The sequence below is a fragment of the Rhodoligotrophos defluvii genome, assembly GCF_005281615.1.
GTDB classification, from domain to species: Bacteria; Pseudomonadota; Alphaproteobacteria; order Rhizobiales; family Im1; genus Rhodoligotrophos; species Rhodoligotrophos defluvii.
On the sequence record NZ_SZZM01000004.1, the window covers coordinates 26,060 to 44,059 of the forward strand.

General features: G+C 66.7%; 18 protein-coding genes. 8 read left to right on the plus strand and 10 right to left on the minus strand.

Going from position 1 to position 18,000, the window contains the following annotated elements; all coding sequences use genetic code 11:
• Positions 1-147 precede the first annotated feature (147 nt).
• A complete protein-coding gene (locus E4P09_RS17245; protein WP_137390872.1) occupies positions 148-723 on the plus strand; it encodes an HPF/RaiA family ribosome-associated protein in 576 nt (191 codons plus the stop codon).
• Between the two features lie 421 nt (positions 724-1,144).
• On the opposite strand, the gene E4P09_RS17250 is transcribed toward E4P09_RS17245, so the two are convergent.
• Genes E4P09_RS17250 through E4P09_RS17260 form a run of 3 tightly spaced genes read right to left on the minus strand, consistent with a single transcriptional unit; the run spans position 1,145 to position 5,772 of the window.
• Positions 1,145-3,241, minus strand: coding sequence for a SpoIIE family protein phosphatase (locus E4P09_RS17250; RefSeq protein ID WP_137390873.1), 2,097 nt, complete (start codon positions 3,239-3,241; stop codon positions 1,145-1,147).
• 4 nt (positions 3,242-3,245) lie between these two features.
• The gene (locus E4P09_RS17255) at positions 3,246-4,970 is read right to left on the minus strand and encodes a hypothetical protein (RefSeq protein WP_137390874.1); all 1,725 of its coding nucleotides are present in this window, start codon (positions 4,968-4,970) and stop codon (positions 3,246-3,248) included.
• The gene (locus tag E4P09_RS17260) at positions 4,957-5,772 is read right to left on the minus strand and encodes a hypothetical protein (protein WP_137390875.1); all 816 of its coding nucleotides are present in this window, start codon (positions 5,770-5,772) and stop codon (positions 4,957-4,959) included. Before E4P09_RS17260 ends, E4P09_RS17255 begins: the two co-directional genes overlap by 14 nt.
• 101 nt (positions 5,773-5,873) lie before the next feature.
• Here E4P09_RS17260 and E4P09_RS17265 point away from each other — a divergent pair, with 101 nt between their 5' ends.
• The 5 genes from E4P09_RS17265 to E4P09_RS17285 are packed head-to-tail and all read left to right on the plus strand — an operon-like array spanning position 5,874 to position 11,360.
• Positions 5,874-6,503 (plus strand): hypothetical protein, encoded by a 630-nt coding sequence (locus tag E4P09_RS17265; RefSeq protein WP_137390876.1) that lies wholly within the window; start codon positions 5,874-5,876, stop codon positions 6,501-6,503.
• Between the two features lie 6 nt (positions 6,504-6,509).
• Positions 6,510-8,501, plus strand: coding sequence for an MFS transporter (locus tag E4P09_RS17270; RefSeq protein ID WP_137390877.1), 1,992 nt, complete (start codon positions 6,510-6,512; stop codon positions 8,499-8,501).
• Positions 8,498-9,508 carry an ABC transporter substrate-binding protein gene (locus E4P09_RS17275; protein ID WP_137390878.1) on the plus strand — a complete coding sequence of 337 codons (1,011 nt, stop codon included), beginning with the start codon at positions 8,498-8,500 and terminating at the stop codon, positions 9,506-9,508. Before E4P09_RS17270 ends, E4P09_RS17275 begins: the two co-directional genes overlap by 4 nt.
• 23 nt (positions 9,509-9,531) lie before the next feature.
• Complete coding sequence (locus E4P09_RS17280) at positions 9,532-10,206, plus strand: GNAT family N-acetyltransferase (protein ID WP_137390879.1); 675 nt, start codon at positions 9,532-9,534, stop codon at positions 10,204-10,206.
• Positions 10,203-11,360 (plus strand): alanine racemase, encoded by a 1,158-nt coding sequence (locus E4P09_RS17285; protein ID WP_137390880.1) that lies wholly within the window; start codon positions 10,203-10,205, stop codon positions 11,358-11,360. Before E4P09_RS17280 ends, E4P09_RS17285 begins: the two co-directional genes overlap by 4 nt.
• On the opposite strand, the gene E4P09_RS17290 is transcribed toward E4P09_RS17285, so the two are convergent.
• Positions 11,343-11,678, minus strand: a complete 336-nt coding sequence (locus E4P09_RS17290) for an STAS domain-containing protein (RefSeq protein ID WP_137390881.1) — start codon at positions 11,676-11,678, stop codon at positions 11,343-11,345. The two genes, E4P09_RS17285 and E4P09_RS17290, sit on opposite strands and share 18 nt — an antisense overlap.
• A 24-nt stretch (positions 11,679-11,702) precedes the next feature.
• Positions 11,703-13,364, minus strand: a complete 1,662-nt coding sequence (locus E4P09_RS17295) for an ATP-binding protein (RefSeq protein ID WP_137390882.1) — start codon at positions 13,362-13,364, stop codon at positions 11,703-11,705.
• A 120-nt stretch (positions 13,365-13,484) separates the two neighbouring features.
• On the opposite strand from E4P09_RS17295, the gene E4P09_RS17300 reads away from it, so the two are divergent.
• Together E4P09_RS17300 and E4P09_RS17305 are read left to right on the plus strand one after the other, a co-directional pair.
• Positions 13,485-14,600, plus strand: a complete 1,116-nt coding sequence (locus tag E4P09_RS17300) for a RuBisCO large subunit C-terminal-like domain-containing protein (RefSeq protein WP_137390883.1) — start codon at positions 13,485-13,487, stop codon at positions 14,598-14,600.
• Between the two features lie 7 nt (positions 14,601-14,607).
• Positions 14,608-15,084, plus strand: coding sequence for a cupin domain-containing protein (locus E4P09_RS17305; protein ID WP_137390884.1), 477 nt, complete (start codon positions 14,608-14,610; stop codon positions 15,082-15,084).
• A gap of 351 nt (positions 15,085-15,435) precedes the next feature.
• Here the strand turns inward: E4P09_RS17305 and trxA are convergent, their stop codons facing one another.
• From trxA to E4P09_RS17330, 5 genes are all read right to left on the minus strand, one after another.
• Positions 15,436-15,771: a thioredoxin TrxA gene (gene trxA, locus E4P09_RS17310; RefSeq protein WP_137390885.1), complete on the minus strand. Its 336-nt coding sequence runs from the start codon at positions 15,769-15,771 to the stop codon at positions 15,436-15,438.
• A 144-nt stretch (positions 15,772-15,915) separates the two neighbouring features.
• Positions 15,916-16,500, minus strand: a complete 585-nt coding sequence (locus E4P09_RS17315; RefSeq protein WP_137390886.1) for a L,D-transpeptidase — start codon at positions 16,498-16,500, stop codon at positions 15,916-15,918.
• Positions 16,501-16,566: 66 nt separating this feature from the next.
• Entirely contained in the window at positions 16,567-16,761 is a 195-nt protein-coding gene (locus E4P09_RS17320; protein ID WP_137390887.1) for a hypothetical protein, read from the minus strand.
• A 99-nt stretch (positions 16,762-16,860) separates the two neighbouring features.
• Positions 16,861-17,493 carry a YqaA family protein gene (locus E4P09_RS17325; RefSeq protein WP_239025252.1) on the minus strand — a complete coding sequence of 211 codons (633 nt, stop codon included), beginning with the start codon at positions 17,491-17,493 and terminating at the stop codon, positions 16,861-16,863.
• A gap of 162 nt (positions 17,494-17,655) precedes the next feature.
• Positions 17,656-17,895, minus strand: a complete 240-nt coding sequence (locus tag E4P09_RS17330; protein ID WP_137390888.1) for a twin-arginine translocase TatA/TatE family subunit — start codon at positions 17,893-17,895, stop codon at positions 17,656-17,658.
• Positions 17,896-18,000 lie beyond the last annotated feature (105 nt).

An 18,000-nucleotide genomic window follows, 5' to 3' on the forward strand; every position in this document is an offset into this window, starting at 1 on the left:
TCACCGTCGTTAACAGCAGCGGAGGGCCCTGGTATTGCCGCTGGACCAACGCCAAATTGTAGGTGAGGTGGGAATGCGCAACCCGCAGCGCCACCTCGGACGGCGCGCGCCGCATTTGGGCGCGCGAATGCTGGAGTGCTGACGAACATGGAAACGCCGATCCAGATCGCCTTCAAGAATCTCGACACCTCGGAATTTCTGGAAAGACATATCCGCGAACGTGCGAGCAAGCTCGAGCGGTTTCACCACAACATCACCGCCTGCCGTGTCGTGGTGGATGCGCCGCACCGCAGCTCCGGTTCCGGCAAGCCCCCATTGGGCATCACCGTGGAAGTGGAGGTGCCGGGCCGCACGCTGGTGGCCAAGAACGGCAAGGACACCTACGACGGAAAGGACGGCGGCACTGCCCTGGTGAACCGGGTATTCGAGGCCATGGAGCGGCAGCTCGGCGAGCATGCCGACATTCGCAGCCAGCAGGTGAAGACGCACGAGGCCGCCGCGGACACGGGCACGGTCGTTCGGTTGTTTCCTGAGCAGAACTACGGGTTTATCGAGGTGGTTGGCAGCCCCGACCTTTATTTCACCCGCAATGCGGTGGTCGGCGGCAGTTTCGACGACCTGAAAGTGGGCACCATGGTCCAGGTGACCCGCGCCACCACCGAAGGCCCTTGGGGCCCCCAGGCGAGCTCCGTCCGCCGCCTGTCCGGCGAAACTTCCGCCTGAGCACACGCTTTGAGACCGGCATGCCGGCCTTGAGCCGGCATCCAGGGCCACACGGCACGAGCTCCTCTGCGGCCCCTGGATTGCCGCGTCAAGCGCGGCAATGACGATTTGCTTTTCCAGTCAATACCTTACGTCATGCCCCGGCTCGACCGGGGCATCCAGGGCCACACGGCACCAACGCCCCCTTCGGCCCCTAGATTGCCGCGTCAAGCGCGGCAATGACGATTTGCTTTGCTAGTCATTAGCTTACGTCATGCCCCGGCTCGACCGGGGCATCCAGGGCCACACGGCACCAACGCTCCCTTCGGCCCTAGATTGCCGCGTCAAGCCCTTGAATTCCCCGCAAAGCCGTCATGCCCCGGCTCGACCGGGGCATCCAGGGCCGCAGGGCTCAACGCTGCCTTTCTGGCCTGCGGCTCGCTCACCCCTTGTAACTCATCGCCAGCAGCGTGAGATCGTCGGACTGCTGGTGGCCGCTTTCGAACGTTCTCACCGCTTGGGCGACCGCCCGGGCCAGGTTCTGCGGATCGCGCCGCGGCGCCGCTTCGAGCGTTGCCTTCAGCCGCGCGTCCCCGAACGGCTGGTCCTCGTTGTTGAAGGCCTCCGTCACGCCGTCCGTGTAGAGCACCAGCGTGTCGCCCGGCGCAAGCCGGATCCGGCGGCTGCTGAAATCGACCCCGCTCATGACCGCCACCGCCAGATCGTCGCTGGTCGCCAGCATGGTGACCTCGCCCGACCGGCCGACAAGATAGGGCGGATTGTGCCCCGCATTCACATATTCGACCTCGCCCGTGGCCGGATCGAGCACGCAGAAGAATAACGTCACGAACATCATTTGGTCGTTGCCGGCTGCGAGCAGCTCGTTCAGCTGGCGCACGCAGCTGGCCGGGTCGCTCTCGAACAGGGCGATCGCCTTGAGCAGCGTGCGGGCGATCGCCATGAAGAAGGCGGCCGGAACCCCCTTGCCGGACACATCCGCGATCAGAAAGGCGAAGCGGCCGTCCCGCTGCTCGAAGAAGTCATAGAAGTCGCCCCCCACTTCGCGCGCGGATTCCATGAGGCCGAAGGCTGAAAATCTCGGCCTGTCCGGAAAGTCCACCGGCAGCACCGATCGTTGCAGGTCCCGGGCGATCGCGAGCTCCTGCTGAAGGCTGGCAAGCTGCGTTTCGCGCACCAGGGCTTCGCGCAGGCGGGTGACCAGCTCCGACAGCCGCCGATGCTGGTCTACGACCCGGCCGGACATTTGCTGAAGAACCGCTGCCAGCGGCCCGAGCTGGTCGTCCTCGCGGATGAGGCGCGCCAGCGATTGCGGTGCCGGCTCCGCGCCTTCGGCCTCGGGCGCTGCCCCGCTGGTCGCCGCCACGATGCGGCGCAGATCGGTCAGCACCTCTTCCCGCGCCCCGGGCTCGAGAGTGCTGGCGAGGTTCTCCATCTGGCGCCGCACGAAACGCTCCTGCCGGCGCCGCTGCAATTCGCGCTGGCGTCGGCTGTCGTTGAATGCGACGAGATTTGCTCTCAAGCCCTGCACCGCCGTGGCGATCTCGCCGATCTCGTCATTGCTTTCCTTGGGCAGGTCCACGCTGGTGTCGCCCCGCGACAACGCGCCCAGCACGCCGACCGCCCGGTCCAGCGGGCGGAAGCTTTCCCGCAGATAGAGGTAAAGGCCGCCCAGCAGCAGCGCCAGCAAGCCGAGCACTCCCGCGCCGGTGATCATGGTCAGCCGGTGGAGGGCCGACAGGCTCTCCGTCGCATCTTTCACGGTGACCAGCAGCCCTGCCGAGCCCGAGGACAGATCCTGCAGCGGTATGGCCGTCACCGAGTAGAGCCGGCCATCGAGCGCTGCCTGCCGCACCGTTGCGACCCGCTGCGGCAGGTCCAGCGACAGGGCGCGCCAAAGCTCAGGCTTTGTGCCCTCCACCAGCCGCCCGCGGGTGCTGAGCAGGAATGCGTCCGCTTCCATGGACCTGGCGAACCGCCTCAGCGCCGGTTGGGCAGAGGCGGCCAGCGCCAGCACGAAATCACCCCCTGGCGTGGGATATTGGCGGGCCATGATCACCAGGAACCGGTCCGCGGTAATCTGCCGGATGCCGCGCGGCGCCGCCCCGGCGTGGACATTGCGGATGGTGCTGAAATCGAGCAGCCGTGGCGGCTCGGCCGCTGTCGAGCTGGCAAACAGCACCTGCCCGCTGTCATCCAGGATCTGCAGGTCCGTCAGCGTGCCGCTGGCGAAGCGCGGAATGGTCCAGCTGGTGGCCAGGCTGCGCATCTGCGGCAGGCTGCGCGCCGCGACGGCTTCCCGCAAGCCGTCGTCCGCCAGGATCTCATCTGACAGGGTGACCAGTCTCTGGGTGTCGTCTTCCAGAATCTCGCGCCATAGCGCCGTCTGACCGAGCGTGCCGATATCCGTATAGGGAACGGCCGCCAGCCGCTCGCGCTGCATGCCTGCCGCCACCAGCCCGGCAAAGGCGAGCGCAAAGGCGAGGCTCACCAGCAGGATGATTCGGGTTCGCAGCGGCACGCGCCTACCCCGCCTGGTCTGCTTGAGGCGCGTGGGGCCTGCCGCTGCGTAGCGTCAGCACGAGCCCGACCAGCAGCAAGCCGGCGGCGACCGCCAGCACGATGCCCAGGGGGCGCATTCCGTGAAGCCCGGCGGTGCTGAGCAGGCTCGAGCCAGCAACGAGGCCGAGCGGCAGGGCCCAGGCCGCAGCCGGCGAAACGGCCGGGAGCGCCAAATAGGCCAGCACGGTCGAGGCGAGGCCCACGCCGGCGATGAGCCCGCCGCCCACCAGGTAGCTGTCATAGCCGGGCTCGACCGGGATCCAGACGAGAGACGCCGCCCCAAGCACCATGCCCAAGGCCACCAGGATGGTCGCCACCGACCCGCGGTCGCCGCGCGGCGACGCTGCGGCCGCCACCCCCGCCTTCACCAGTCGCGGGATGAGCAGCAGGCTTATCCCCAGGCCTGCGCCGATGAGCAGGAAGGCCATGCGCCGCCCGACCGCCTCGGCCAGTAGTCCGCCGAGCAGCGGCCCGAGGCAGGTGCCGGCCAGCAGAATGAGCAGCCAGCTTGAGCCGGGACGCTCGCGCCGATTTCGTCCCGCGAAAATCGAGCCGAGCAGCAGCCCTAGGCCCAGCCCCGCGCCCAGGCGCAGCCCGGCAAATGCCGGATAGGAACGGCTGAAGGCGATCGTCCCCGTGGCTAGCGCCGCAATGAGCAGCCCCAGGAGGCCTGCAGGCATGCGCAGCGCACCTGGCAGACGCGCGGCGGCAACGGCGGCGGCCATCACGCCGAGTACCTCCACGATGATCGGAACGGTGGGCCACCACGCCCGCGAGACAAGCGACCACTCCCGGTCGATCGCGTAATTCGCCAGCAATGGCGCAGCGGCGCAATAAACACCGACCACGGCCGCGGCCGGCCAAAGCCGCGCGCTGCTCGCGCGGCCGCCTGCCGCTGGTTCATCCTTTGAGCTGACGAGGCGCTGATGGCCGGCACCGGCGAGCAGCCGATCGACCTTGTCGCCCAAGCTGCCGTCGAAATCGATGCCCCGCACGGTCGCGGCGGCATCATCCAGGCGCCGGCTGGCGGCGCGGATCGGCTCCAGTGCCCGGTCGAGCGCCCGGAACGCCTCCACCGCCACCCCTCGGCCCGCTGTGTCGAGCCCGCCGGTCGGGAAGCGGCCGTTCTGGATGGCGAGCAGCGACTGGCCAAATCGCTGCTCGGCCGCGCGCAGATAGTAGGCGCTGAAGAGATAGAGGGCGAGGCCCGCCAGGAGGCCGCAAAGCAGGGCTGCCGCCGCCAGCGCCGCCTCCAGCCGGGAAACGAGCCAGCCGTTCAGCGGCGGCGCCGGTTCCAGCGCCACCGAACCGACCGGCTGCGCCCCCACTTGAAGGGGAAACGTCAATCCCTCCACATGGTTGGCGGTCGAATACAGCACCTTGCCCGTCGCATCGCGAATGGCGATGGCCTCGACTTGCGGCGAGCCCTCGACGATCCGCCGCAGATAGGGCTGGACCCTGTTCAGCCGATTGAGCGGTATGCCATAGCCCAAGGCCCTGTTCAGCTCGCCCGCCACGGCGCGGCCCACCGCCTCCGCCCCGGCCTGCGTGGTCTGCGCAACCATGGCCGCGCTTTCTGTCTCGGCGCCACGCAGCAGGAACAGGCCGCCGAGCCCGACGCTCATCGCGACCAGAGCGCCAAGCACCCCGGCCAGCACCACCGGCGATGCACGCTCAAGCAGCCGCATCGGCCTCGTCGTCCTCGTCCAGTGCGAGAATGGCCTTTGCGGTCGTGTCCATCGCCGCCACGTGCTGTGCTATGGATGCCTTGACGCCATCCACGAGCCGCGGGAGCTCGCCGCTTGCCGGTTCCGCATCGGCGGCCACGGGCGCAGTCGAGCGAAGCCGCTCCGTCGCCCGCCGCAAGCCCTGCTCCGCCTGCCGGATGGCGAGAGCCGACAGCGCCCCCACCAGCAGCAAGGCCAGCGGGGCGGCAATGGCCAGCCTGTTCGCCAGGGCGGAGGCGATCGCGTTGCCGTGGATATCGCGGCCGGCCCCCGCTGCCGTGATCGCGACATAGCCGACCGGCTCGCCGAAGTCGTTGCGGATCGGCTCGCCGAGCACGATGTCGCCGAATTCCTCGAGTGCCCAGCGTCCGCCATTGGCGCGGCGGATCGCCTCACGCCAGGTTTCGCGGATCGGCTCGCCGATGCTGCCGCGATCGGTGTTGAACAGCGAGATGCCACTGCTGGAGAAGATCTCCACCGCCAGAATCTCCGCATTCCCCGCCCGCGCCTGCTCGACCAGGTCCTGAGCGACTCGGATGTTTTCCAGCGGCAGGCCCAAGCTGACATTGGCCTCCACCGAGCTGCGCAGCTGGTTGAGCGCGAAATTGAGGTTCGATTCCGCCGCCATCACCCGCGAACGATCCAGGCTGCCATAGATCAGCAGCGCGCACAGCATGAGCCCCGCCACCGTCAGCAGCGACACGACGCAGACGATTTTTGCCGAAGGCGACATGAAGGAGGCAACCAGGATGGAAAACTCCATTTGACGGTAGCGGATGACAGCCTCAATGTCACCGCAGGACCGAATTTCGCCACAATCGTGGTAAGCGCCCGGCGCCGGCGTGAAAGCACACCAGTGGGAATATGCTTCGCTTAGCTCTCCGCACACTGCCGCTTTTCGCGATCATCGTGAGCTTCGCGGTGGCGCTTGGCGCATATATGAATTTCAGCGGTGTCCGCGGCGCCTATACGGAGCTGATCCGCTCGCGTCTGCAAATGGTCGCCGAGGAGGTGGAGCACGACATCCTCTCCGCCACCGCCCTCGCCATTCCCTTGAGCGAGCAGACGACCTTGCCCGCCCTGCTGGCGCGCCAGGCCGCCGCCGATCCCGCCATCCTGTCGATCGATGTGGAGAGCCCCGAGGGCTCAACCCTGTTCAGCAGCGTGCCGGCCCGGGTCGGCGCACCGCATCGGCCGGACGGCCAGTCCTTTGACGTGACCAAGCCCGTCCTCAACGACTTCGGCGCGGTCATCGGCCGGGTGGTGGTCCGCTATGACCGCACCGGCATGCGCGAAGGCATCGGCAGTCTGGCGGCCGGCATTGCCGGAGATGCGGTGCCGGCGGGGCTCATGGCCATGCTCGCCGGTAGCCTCGCCGCCTTCCTGATCATGACGCGTCTGCACGGCCGGGCGCGTCGGTTGTCCGAACCGGGTGCGCCCGACGCGGTTACCCGCGCTGGCGACGCGCTGGCTGCGATCGAGCAGAGGAGCTAGCAGCCCATGCACTCGATCCAGCTCAGGCTGTCGGCGGCCTTGGTGGCGGTCCTGGTGGCGGCGCTGGCGCTCATCTCCTATCAGACGACCCATCGGGCCGAGGCGCTGCTGCTGCCCGAGCTGGAGCGCAAGGCGGCAACGGTGGCGCGCTCGGTCGGCGGCCTCATGGGCCGGGCGCTGGAGGTCGGCATCCCCGTGAGCCAGCTGCGCGGCATGGATGAGTATCTCGCGCGGATTCTCGCGACCAATGCCGACTTCTCCGCCGTGACGATCGCGGCGCCGGACGGCCGCAAGCTTTATGGGGCAGGGGAGGCTGTGGCAGCCGACCACCGCGCGGTCAGCGTTCCCGTCGGTCCGCCACAGGCACCGGCGGCCCTGGTGTCCGTGGCGCTCGACCCGGCCTTCGCGCAAAGCATCATCTACAAGATGTGGATCGACCTCGCGATCGTCACCGTCGTCACGGCGCTGGTGGCGTTGGAACTGGTCTATATCAGCTTCGGTGCCGGCCTCTATGGCGCCATCGAGGGGGTGGAAAGCCGGGTACACGCAATCGGCCGCGGGGACCTCCGCCTGCATCCGCCCATCGAGGAGCCGAGCGAGTTCGGCCGGCTCGCCAAGCGCATCGATGCACGGCTCACTGGGCTGAACCGCCGCTTCGCCGAACTGCGGGCCAAGCTGCTTGAGCAGGGCAGCGCTGCCGCGCAGCACGCATTGGGCAGCCTTCAGCAGCGCTTCCGGTTGGGGGAAACCGGTGCGCCGCAAGCGCTCTCGGTGATCGCAATCAGGGCGCCCCTGTTCGTCTTCATGTTCGCGGAAGAGCTGACCCGGCCCTTCCTGCCGATCTATATCGAGCAGCTGGCCTCCCCTATACCGGGCCTTTCCCCCACGCTGGTCATCAGCCTGCCCATGGTGGTGTTCCTCGCCATCGTCGCGCTCACCCAGCCTGTCTTGGGCGGTCTGACCGAGCGCTATGGCCGCCGCCGCTCGCTCCTGTGCGGTGCGGCCTTCGGCGTGGCCGGCTACTGCGCCTCCGCCTTCGCCACCGATCTTCTCGGCCTCACCCTCGCCCGGGCGCTGTCCGCCATCGGCTTTGCCCTGGTCTTCGTCGGCGCCCAGGGTTTCGTCATCGACAATACCAGCGCGAGCCAGCGCGCGCGGGGCATGGCGGTGTTCATCGGCGCCATTTTGGTCGCCGGCCTGTGCGGGCCGCCCATCGGCGGCATCATCGCCGACCGCATCGGCATCAAGGCGGCTTTCCTCATCGCGGGCGCCTTCGCCGGCGCAAGCCTGCTGATGGCCCTGATCTGCCTGCCGCCGGCGCCGGGCCGGGCCGCGGCCGGCCCGCCCATCAGGGCGCGCGACTTCGCCGCCACCCTGCGCTCGCCGCGGTTGACGGTGCTGTTCTTCTGCTGCGCCATGCCGGCCAAGATCCTGCTGGTTGCTCTGTGCTTCTTCCTGGTGCCGCTGCACATGAAGGACCTGGGCCAGGACCAGGCCTCCATCGGCCGCATGCTGATGATCTATCCCCTGCTCATGGTCCTGCTGGTGCCGACATTCGCGTCCCTGGCCGATCGTTGGGACCGGCGCACCGCCTTCGTCGTCGGGGGCGCCCTCATCGCTGGGCTGGGCTGCCTGCTGGTTCTGCTCGACGAGAAGAGCCTGCTGGTGATCGGTGCGACCTTGGCCTGCCTCGGCATCGGCCAGGCGGTTAGCATCGCCTCCCAATCGGCCCTGGTCGGCGAATATGGCAAGCAGCTGGCCCAGCCGGTGGGCGACGGCGCGCTCTACGGCATTTTCCGCCTGGTCGAGCGCACCGGCAACGCGCTCGGGCCGGTCATCGCCGGGTTCCTGCTTGGGCTCTATGGCTTTGCCACGACCGTGGTGCTCATCGGCCTGATGGTGGCGGCCGGAGCGCTGATCTTCACCGTGACCGCCACCGGATTGCGCGATAGGGCGGCCAAGCCCACGCCCGATATGATTGGAGGCCACCCCGCATGAAGCGCCGCGACTTTCTCGGCCTTGCCCTCGCGGCCGGTGCGGCCGTGCCGGGCATCTCGCTGCCGGCCCGGGGGCAGGCGCCGGCCCCGAAGCGCATCTATCGCATCACCTATCGCGGCCGTACCGCGGTCGAGGAAGGCTTTGACGATTATCTCGCGGCCAATGGCGCCGATGTGGAGTTCATCGAGCGCGACGCCGATCGCGATCCGGCGCGCATACCCGGCTTCGTCGCCGAGCTCCGCGAACTGAAGCCCGACCTGGTCTATACCTGGGGCACGCCGGTCACCCTCGGCGTGGCCGGGCGCTACGATACGCCGGATAAGGCCAAGTACATCACTCGCATACCCATCGTCTTCGCCCTGGTCTCGGCCCCGGTGCAGGCCGGCATCGTGAAAAGCACGGAACACCCCGGCCGCAACGTCACCGGCGCGGTGCACGTGGTGCCCACCGAAACCCAGCTCCGGGCCATGCAGTCCTATCTGCCGTTCAGGAAGATCGGCGTGCTCTACACCTTGACCGAGCAAAACTCGGTGTCCATCGTCGAGGAGCTGCGCCAGCTTCAGCGCAAGCTCGGTTTCGCGCTCGTCGAACGCACCTTCAAGATGGTCGACGGCAAGCCGAGCGCCGAGGGCATCCCTGAGCTCGTGGCCGAGATCAAGGCGGAAGGCGCCGACTGGCTCTATCTCCTGCCCGATACCTTCCTCGGCACTCAATACAAGACCATCGCCCCGGTGGCGCTCGCGCAGAAGCTGCCCACCTTCGGGGCCGCGGAGCTTGCCATCCGCGAAGGCGGCGCGCTGGTGGCCCTGGTGGCTCGCTACTATTCCGTGGGCCAGCTGGCCGCCTCCAAGGCTCTGAAAATCCTTGAGCAGGGTATCCCGCCGGAGGACATTCCCATAGAAACGCTGAAGCGGTTTTCGCTGATCATTAATATGAAAGTTGCAAAGGAGTTGGATCTATATCCCCCGATTGAGATGCTGAACTATGCGGAAGTCCTGACCGGATGACGCTATTCATGGGGGAAGGGGAGGTGACTGCGCTTGGATATTTGCAACGGCCGGTATTGGCGTGGCGAGAAATAACCGCCGCGGATATTGCCGCCGTGCACGCGCTGCACTTGGCCGCCACCGAGGTGGTTGGCCGCCCCGATCTGATCCGGCCCGAGAGTCGGTCGTTCTTCGAGAAGATCGTTGCCGCCGCCGGCAAGATCATCGGCGTCTTCGACGAGACCGGGCTGCGCGCTTATGGGGTTCTGCAATGGGACCTCTCTTTCGAGGAAGACCCCTATGGCCCGCTTGGCCTCGGCCCTGGGGACGGCTTGGCCAAGCTGGCGGGCACGGCGGTGCGGCCGAGCGCCTGGGGCCAGGGCCTGCACCGGCAGCTGATCGCCTGGCGCATTATCGAGGCAAGGAGGCTCGGCTTCCGCCACCTCTATGCGACCTCCGCCCCGGGCAACGCCCGCAGCTGGACCAATCTGATGGATGAAGGCTTTCGCGTCCGGGCGGTCAAGGAGCAGTATGGCGGTCATCTGCGCTACCTGCTGGCCCGGCCGGTGGATAAGCAGGCCGATGCAGATACGAACGGCGATTGGTGCGAAGTGGCGGATATCGGGCGCCAGCGCGACCTGATCGCCTCAGGCCGCGAAGGGGCCGCCTGGCGCGCTGGCAAGGACGGTCACGCCATCTTGTATGTGCCGCGGCCATGACCGTCATGGCCGCCACACGTCCGCCCCACACCCCGCTCGACACGCTGCTGCGCGCGGGCCCGGTCCTCGAAATCGACCTGGACCGCATCGCCGCCAATTATCGCGCCTTGCGCCGGCGCTATGCCGGGCGAATCCTCTCCGCTGTGGTGAAGAACAACGGCTACGGCCTCGGCATCGCGGCCCTGGTCGAGACGTTGACCGCCGAGGGCTGCACGCACTTCTGGGTGCTGGATCTCGCCGAAGCGGCCATGGTCAAGCAGGCCGCACCCCAGGCGGAGGTATTCACCCTGCACGGCCTGCAGGGCGAATCGGCCGCAACCTTCGCGGCCACCGATATCACGCCGGTGCTGCTGAGCCTGGACGAGGTGGAGCGCTGCGTGGCCGAAGCGCGCCGCACCGGCCGAAAGCTTGGCGTTGCCGTTCAGCTCGACACCGGTCTCGGCCGGCTGGGCCTGGACGAGGCGGATATTCGCCGCCTCGCCGCGCGGCGCAACCAGCTGGAGGCGCTCGACGTAAAGGCCTGGGTCACTCACCTCGCCGCCTTCGATCTGCCCGATGCGGAAAGCAACCGCGCCCAGCGCGAGTGCCTGCGGCGCTGGCTGCGCGGCCTGCCCGCCGCGCCTGTCAGCCTCGCATCATCTGCCGGGCTGTACATGGGCCCGGACTGGCATTTCGATATCGCCCGGGTGGGCAGCGCCCTCTATGGCGTGCAGACCTCGACCGCCTGGCAGGACGGGCTTGCGGTGTGCTATCGCCTCTCAGCACCCATCCTGCGCATCAACAACGCCGCGCGAGGCGCGCGGATCGGTTACCGCGGCACCACCTGTCTCCGCCGGCCGTCCCTGATCGCCACCGCCATGATCGGCTATGGTAACGGCCTGCCTCAGGCCTTCGCGGCCCATGGCGCCGCCCGTATAGGCGAATGCCAGCTCCCCGTCGTCGGCGGCATCGCCATGAACCTGACCATGCTGGACGCAACCGACGCGCCGACCGCGTGCGTTCAAGTAGGGGAAAGGGCAGTCTTCCTCGACGAGCGCCACACGGTGGATCAACTCGCCGCCAGACTTGGCTGCGCGCCCAACGCGGTGCTGACCCAGATCGGCGCCGGCACCCGCCGGATCTATGTGAGGAACGGCTTACCCGCGGAGGTCTGAGGCCGCCGCCTCCGCGTCCGGATAGATCTTGAACAGCTTGGCGAAGCCGCTGATGGTGAACACTTCCTTAACCGCCGGGCTCATGCCGGCCAGGGCGAGAGCCGCCCCCTTGGCTTTGCTTTGCTTTGCCGCCATCAGCAGCACCCGCAGGCCCGCGCTCGAAATATAGGTCAGCCGCGAGAAATCGACGATGACCTTGCCGCCACCGTCAAAGGCCGGCAACAGAACCGCCTCCAGATCGCGCGCCGTGTTGCTGTCCACACGCCCGACCGGCGCGATGATGCCGATCCCGTCGCGCTCTTCGCGGTTGATCTCCATCACGCTCTCCTCATCCTCCTGTCCTCAGGTGCGCTCGCCGACGACCTTGGTGAGTCGCACCTCGTTGCGGCCGTTGCGCCGCTCATAGTCGATGCGGTCCATCATCTCCCGCACCAGGTGAACCCCGAGCCCGCCGATCGCGCGCTCGTCCAGCTCGGCTTCCAGATCCGGCGCGGGTGTCTCCCGCGGGTCGTAGGGCGCCGCATCGTCGCTCACATGCACCGTCAACACGCCGCCGCCGAGCCTCAAGCCCACCTCGATCCAGTGGGCTTCACCGTCGTCATAGCCGTAGCTGATGGTGTTGGTGATGAGTTCGTCCAGCGAGAGGTTCACGGCGTGGGCAATGTCCGGCCCCAGCCCATGCCCCTGACAGAACGCATCCACCTTGCGCGCCAGCACCTCGATTTCGGCGACGTCGTTGCGGATCGTGGCGTGCAGGCTCGGCGGAACGGACTGATCGGACACGGAAGGCCTTTCCACATCTCCCGGCAAGGCCGCACGACTGAGGTCGATCACGCGATAGATCGCCTCACGCCCGAACCGCTTCGGAAGCTCGACCGAGCCATGATACTCCACCGCATAGCGCGGGGAATAGGGGGTGCCCGTCATCGCCGCCTCGTAGAGCCGCTCGTCGATTTCCGCCCGCAGCAGCGCCACGAAATGCTGGGAAGCGAAGATCTGCCCTGGCAGCGCCACCGGCTCGATCCGTGCCGCCCGGTTCACGTGGTGGCCGAAGATCATGCTGCGCCCGGTCATCGGGTGCAGCCCGATGAACACCGGGCCCGCATGCAGGGCGATGCGGAACCGAGGCGCCCGCGCCAGTCCATAGCGGGCCGGGTCAATTTCGGCCACGGCGTGCGACAGCGCCGCGGCATAATCCGCAAGGTCATGCGCCGTCTCGGCAGCGGCATGGATCGCATCGCCCCAGGTGTTGATCAGCAGCGGCGGCCGGCAGGCGTCCTCCACCATCTGCTGTGCCTCCCCCAAAAGGTCGAACAGCAGCGGGATCTCGTCGTCGCGGAAATTGGTATAGGTGGCGATATCGGCGAACAGGATCGCTCGGATGGCGCGCGGGCTGATGCCGAGGTCGGAGGCCAGCGGATCCAGCTCGGCAGGGCTGGCGGCCGCTTCCGAACCGCCGAGCTCGTCCAGGTCGATGATCGACAGCCGGTCGAGCTCCGGCCAATGATCCATGAAATCCGCCGGGCTGCCCAGCTCCGCCACGGCGCTGGGGCTCCACAGCAGCAGCAGGTGGGCGGTGGTGCCCACAGCCTCCGCCTCCAGCCGCGCGAGGCCCTGCAGCACCTGATTGTTGAAGCGGATCAGGGTTGGGTCGCCCAGCAGCCGTTCCTCGCAGTTGACGTTGAAGGTCGCCGCCCGCGCGCACAGCCGCTCGAACCGCTCGACCCAGGCGTGCCCGGCCGGTGCCACATACTGGTCGATGAAGTCCTGGCGCTCGCAGGGAATATGAATGTTGAGCTTGCCGCCAAGCGCAACCACCGCCTCGCCGAACAGGATGTCGCCGCCTGCCGTCGCCGAGGCATAGCCGATGAGCGGTCCGGCCCCCTCGAGATGCGACCGGATCGCCGCCTGCGCCGCCGCCTCCAGCGACGCTGGAAACGGCCCGGGCTGGTCCTCGGCATTCACGCGCTGCCCGGCGAACAGTATGATCTTGGGTGCAGTCATCTTGCGACATTGCCCTTCTGCCCATCATCCCGTAGAGCACCGGGTAAAAGGTTGCAAACTGTTCGGACGATTCCGCTGCGAGGAGGCGCAGGGTCCGGCAGTGTTCAGCGGGGCCAGCACGTGACATCGCGAATTGAAGCCATCTATCGCATCCGCGCGAGCGGGGCGACCATCGCCACCCGGGCAAGGCAGATTGCCGTCGAGCAGAGTGTGGAGATGCCGGTCGAGGCGATCACGGCGGCCCGTGTGCTGGACGAGATCGTCGGCCAGGTGCGGGACATCAGAGACCTTGGCGGCGGGCTGTTCGAGGTGCGCATCGGCCTGAGCGTCGAAACCGTCGGCGACGATCCCGGCCAGCTCGTCAACATGCTATTCGGCAACAGCTCTCTCCATGACGACGTGATCCTCAAGGACGCCATCTTGCCCGAGCCGCTTCTGCAAGCTTTTGCCGGCCCCGGCCACGGGCTTGCCGGCCTGCGCGCCCGGCTCAAAGCCGATGGCCGGGCGCTCACCTGCTCGGCGCTCAAGCCGCAGGGGCTTCCGGCCAAGGAGCTGGCCGCGCTGGCTCATGACATGGCACTGGGCCGGCTCGACTGCATTAAGGACGACCACGGCCTGAGCAATCAGCGTTTCAGTCCGTTCGCCGACCGGGTGCAGGCCTGCGCCGAGGCTGTTGCCCGCGCCGCCGAGAAGACCGGCCATCCCACCCGTTACGTGCCGAGCCTGACCGGTAGCCTCGATGCCCTACGGCAGCAGATGGAGGTCGCGCGCAATGCAGGTATCGATACCGTCATGATCGCGCCGATGATCGCGGGCCTCTCCAATGGCCTGCAGCTCAAGCGCGAATATCCTGAAATGGCCGTGCTCGCTCATCCGACCCTTGCCGGGGCGGCCCGCATCGCGCCCCCTTTCCTGCTGGGCAAGTTGTTCCGCCTGGTCGGGGCCGACGGGGTCATCTTCCCCAACCACGGCGGACGGTTCAGCTATTCCGACCAGACCTGCCGGGCCATAGCCCGCGCGGCCCTCTCGCCCTGGCGCTACGGCAAGCAGCAGATCGCACCCGCGATCCCGGTACCCGCGGGTGGCATGAGCCTGGAGCGTGTCCCGGAAATGCTGCGCTTCTATGGCATGGACGTCATGCTGTTGATCGGCGGTGCGCTGCTCTCCGCCGGGGCGCGCCTGACGCAGGCGACCGAAGCCTTCACACGGGCGGTAGCGGAATACACATATGGATGACGGTTGGATGAGAGGATCGCCCGTGCATCGCCAGGCTCAGAAGGATTACCGCTGGGAGGGCGTGGACCGCCTCGCCTACAAGGAAGAGGGCTCGGCCCCGTTCAAGGACATCTCCCGCCAGGTGCTGATCGCCGACGAGAACCTCGCCTGCGAGCTGCGCTATTTCGAGATGGCGGCCGGCGGCTACTCGACCCTGGAGCGGCACGAGCATGTGCACGGGGTCATGATCCTCAGGGGCCGCGGCCATTGCCTGGTCGGCAACGAGGTGCGCGCGGTCGCCGAACGCGACCTCGTGACCATTCCGCCATGGACCTGGCATCAGTTTCGGGCGGCCGCCGGCGAGCCGCTGGGCTTTCTCTGCATGGTGAATGCCAAGCGCGACAAGCCGCAGCTGCCGAGCGAGGACGAGCTGGCGGCCATATACCAAAACCCGCGTGTGGCCGCCTTTCTCGATGGCCGCATGGCGGAGCTCGACGGCGCCTAGCCGGGGACCACCCTGGCAGGCATTCCGCTTGGCCCCGGATTGCCGCGTCAAGCGCGGCAATGACTGGAGGGACTGGTGTTCCTTCCCCCGCCCGTCATGCCGGCCTCGAGCCGGCATCCGGGGGCCCGGCACACCGAAGGCTTTCCGCTTGTCGCCTTGGATCACCGGGTCAAGCCCGGTGATGACGATTTGCCTTTCAATCGACAGCTTACGTCATGCTCGGCCTTGAGCCGAGCATCCAGGGCTACACGGCGCGAGCTTTCCTCCTGGGGCCTCAACCGCCGGGTCGAAGCCCGGCTGTGACGCAAGCTGCTGAAATTGCGCTACTATCCTAGAACACGCCGGTACAGCTCAGATCGACTTCTGGATCCATTCGAGAATCTTGCCCTTGGGCAGGGCGCCCACCTGGGTTGCCGCCACCTGGCCATCCTTGAACAGCATCAAGGTGGGAATGCCGCGCACCCCGTATTTTGCCGGCGTGTTCTGGTTCTCGTCGATATTGATCTTTGCGACCTTGACCTTGTCGCCTAGCTCCACGGCGATCTCCTCCAGCGCCGGCGCGATCATCTTGCACGGGCCGCACCATTCGGCCCAGAAATCGACGATGACCGGGGAAGAGGACTTGAGCACGTCCTGCTCGAAGCTGGTGTCGGAAACTTTCACGGTGGCGGAATTGGTGGTAGCCATTGATGTACCTCGCAAAATCGGCGCGGCCCACCCCGCACCGGAAGCTCACGCCAAAGTAGGAAGCACGGCTTCACCGGTCAAGGAGACCTTGGTGCAATGCGTCATTGAAGCAGACGCATTGCTCGGGGCGCACGATCTCCGCCATTACCGAACAATGACGGTCGTCCCGATCGGAACGCGCTCATAGAGGTCGATGATGTCTTCGTTCAGCAGCCGGATGCAGCCGCTGGAGACGTTCTGGCCGATGCTCCATGGTTGCGCCGTGCCATGGATCCGGAACAGCGTGTCCTTGCCGTCCTTGTAGAGATACAAAGCCCGCGCGCCGAGGGGATTTTCCGGCCCGCCATCCATGCCGTTGCGATAGGGCTCGAGCTTCGGATCGCGCGCGATCATTTCCGCCGGCGGGAACCAGCGCGGCCATTCCTGCTTGCGCTCCACCACCGCCTCGCCGCTCCAGGAAAAGCCCTCGCGGCCGACGCCGACCCCGTAACGGACGGCCTGGCCACCCGGAAGAACGAAAAACAGGAACCGCTGCCGGGTATCGATGATGATCGTCCCGGGCGACTCGGGGCCCGTATAGGAAACCACTTGACGCTTGTACTTGCTGGCGAGCCCGCCGCTTTCAGTGGTGAAATTGAAGCGCGTCGTCTGCGCGGAGGCCTCCCCTGCAAACAGTGCCCCCATAATGAACAGTACGCAAACGACACCTGCACAAACTATCCGCACCATGTCACACCCCTCAGCACCCTAAGCCAGTACAGCTTTCCTTAACGTCAGACGACGCATCACAGGCAGTCAAATCTTCGTTCCTGAAAATTCTGCATCCAGCTGTTGCTCGAGTTCTACAATGTCGTCCGGTATCGGCATACCGAACGCGCGCATCTGCCCGAGCTTCTCCCTGAGCAGCAGATAGAGCTCATGGCGATCGCCCGGCTGGTTCTCCATTTGCGTCAGCAGAAGGGAAAGCTCGGCTTCAAGTCGGTCAAACATATGTCTTGCTCCGCGGCAGACCATATCATTGGCGGAGTTTACAAGGTCTAAGCGCGCTTTCCCAATCACACGCAACAAACGCACGAATTGGGGAAAGGTTCAGCCGAGGAAGGCGAACACGGCGAAGCCCAGCACCACCGCGGCTATCCCCGCGATCATCACCGTATTGAAATTGTTGTCGATCAGCTGGCGGGCGGCAGGGCCGAACCGCTGGAACAGGAAGGCGACCACATAGAACCGGGCCGCCCGCGTGATGGCACAGGTCACGACGAAGACGACGAGGTCGAGCTGGGCCACCCCGCTGGCAATGGTCACCAGCTTGAAGGGAATGGGGGTCAGGCCCTTGGCGAGAATGATCCAGCCGCCCCATTCCTGCACATTGGCCTGGAAGGCATTGAACGCCGCCTGGATGCCGTAGAACTCGATGATCGGCCGGCCGATCAGGTCATAAAGCAAATAGCCGATGAAATAGCCGAGCAGCGCGCCAGCCACCGAGGCGACTGTGCAGACGAAGGCCGCAAGCCACGCCCGCTGCGGCCGCGACAGCACGATAGCGGCCAGAACCGGGTCTGGCGGAATGGGGAAGAACGAGGCTTCCGTGAACGAGACCACCGCGAGCGCCCAGAGTGCGCGCGGCCCCTCGGCCACCACCAGCATACGGTCGTATAGCCGGCGCATGAAGCCACCGGCCGCCGCCACTGGCACGTTCTGATGGACGGGATCCATATCCATGCAGCGTTGGATCTTTGAGCCTGAACGGAATGGAAACGGCAAAGTGACCGTACATTTCCTGCGCATCGCGCAAGCCGGCTGGAGCGCTCGCGCAGGGTCACGTCAATCTGGCGGTGGCGGCATGAGCACGCCCGGCGCCGGACGTTGAGCCTGGGGCGAGGCTCAGTCGCGCGAGGCCGTCTTCACGCCATCAGCCGGCACGGTCGTCCGGTCGGCGGCCGCGTTATGCTCGAGCCGGCCCGTATCGGCGGGCTTCTCGTCCGGGTCCTCGGCCATGCCCTTCTTGAAGCTCTTGATGCCCTTGGCGACGTCGCCCATCAGCTCGGACACCTTGCCGCGTCCGAACAGCAGGACAATGACCAGTCCCAAGATGATCCAGTGCCATGCGCTCATCGCACCCATAACTATCGTCTCCTTGATCTCGCTCGGGCCAGTGGCTCGTCGCCGACTGCGCCTGATCCTCACCTCGACCACGTTCGTCGCCCACGTGAAATGGTGACGATTGGC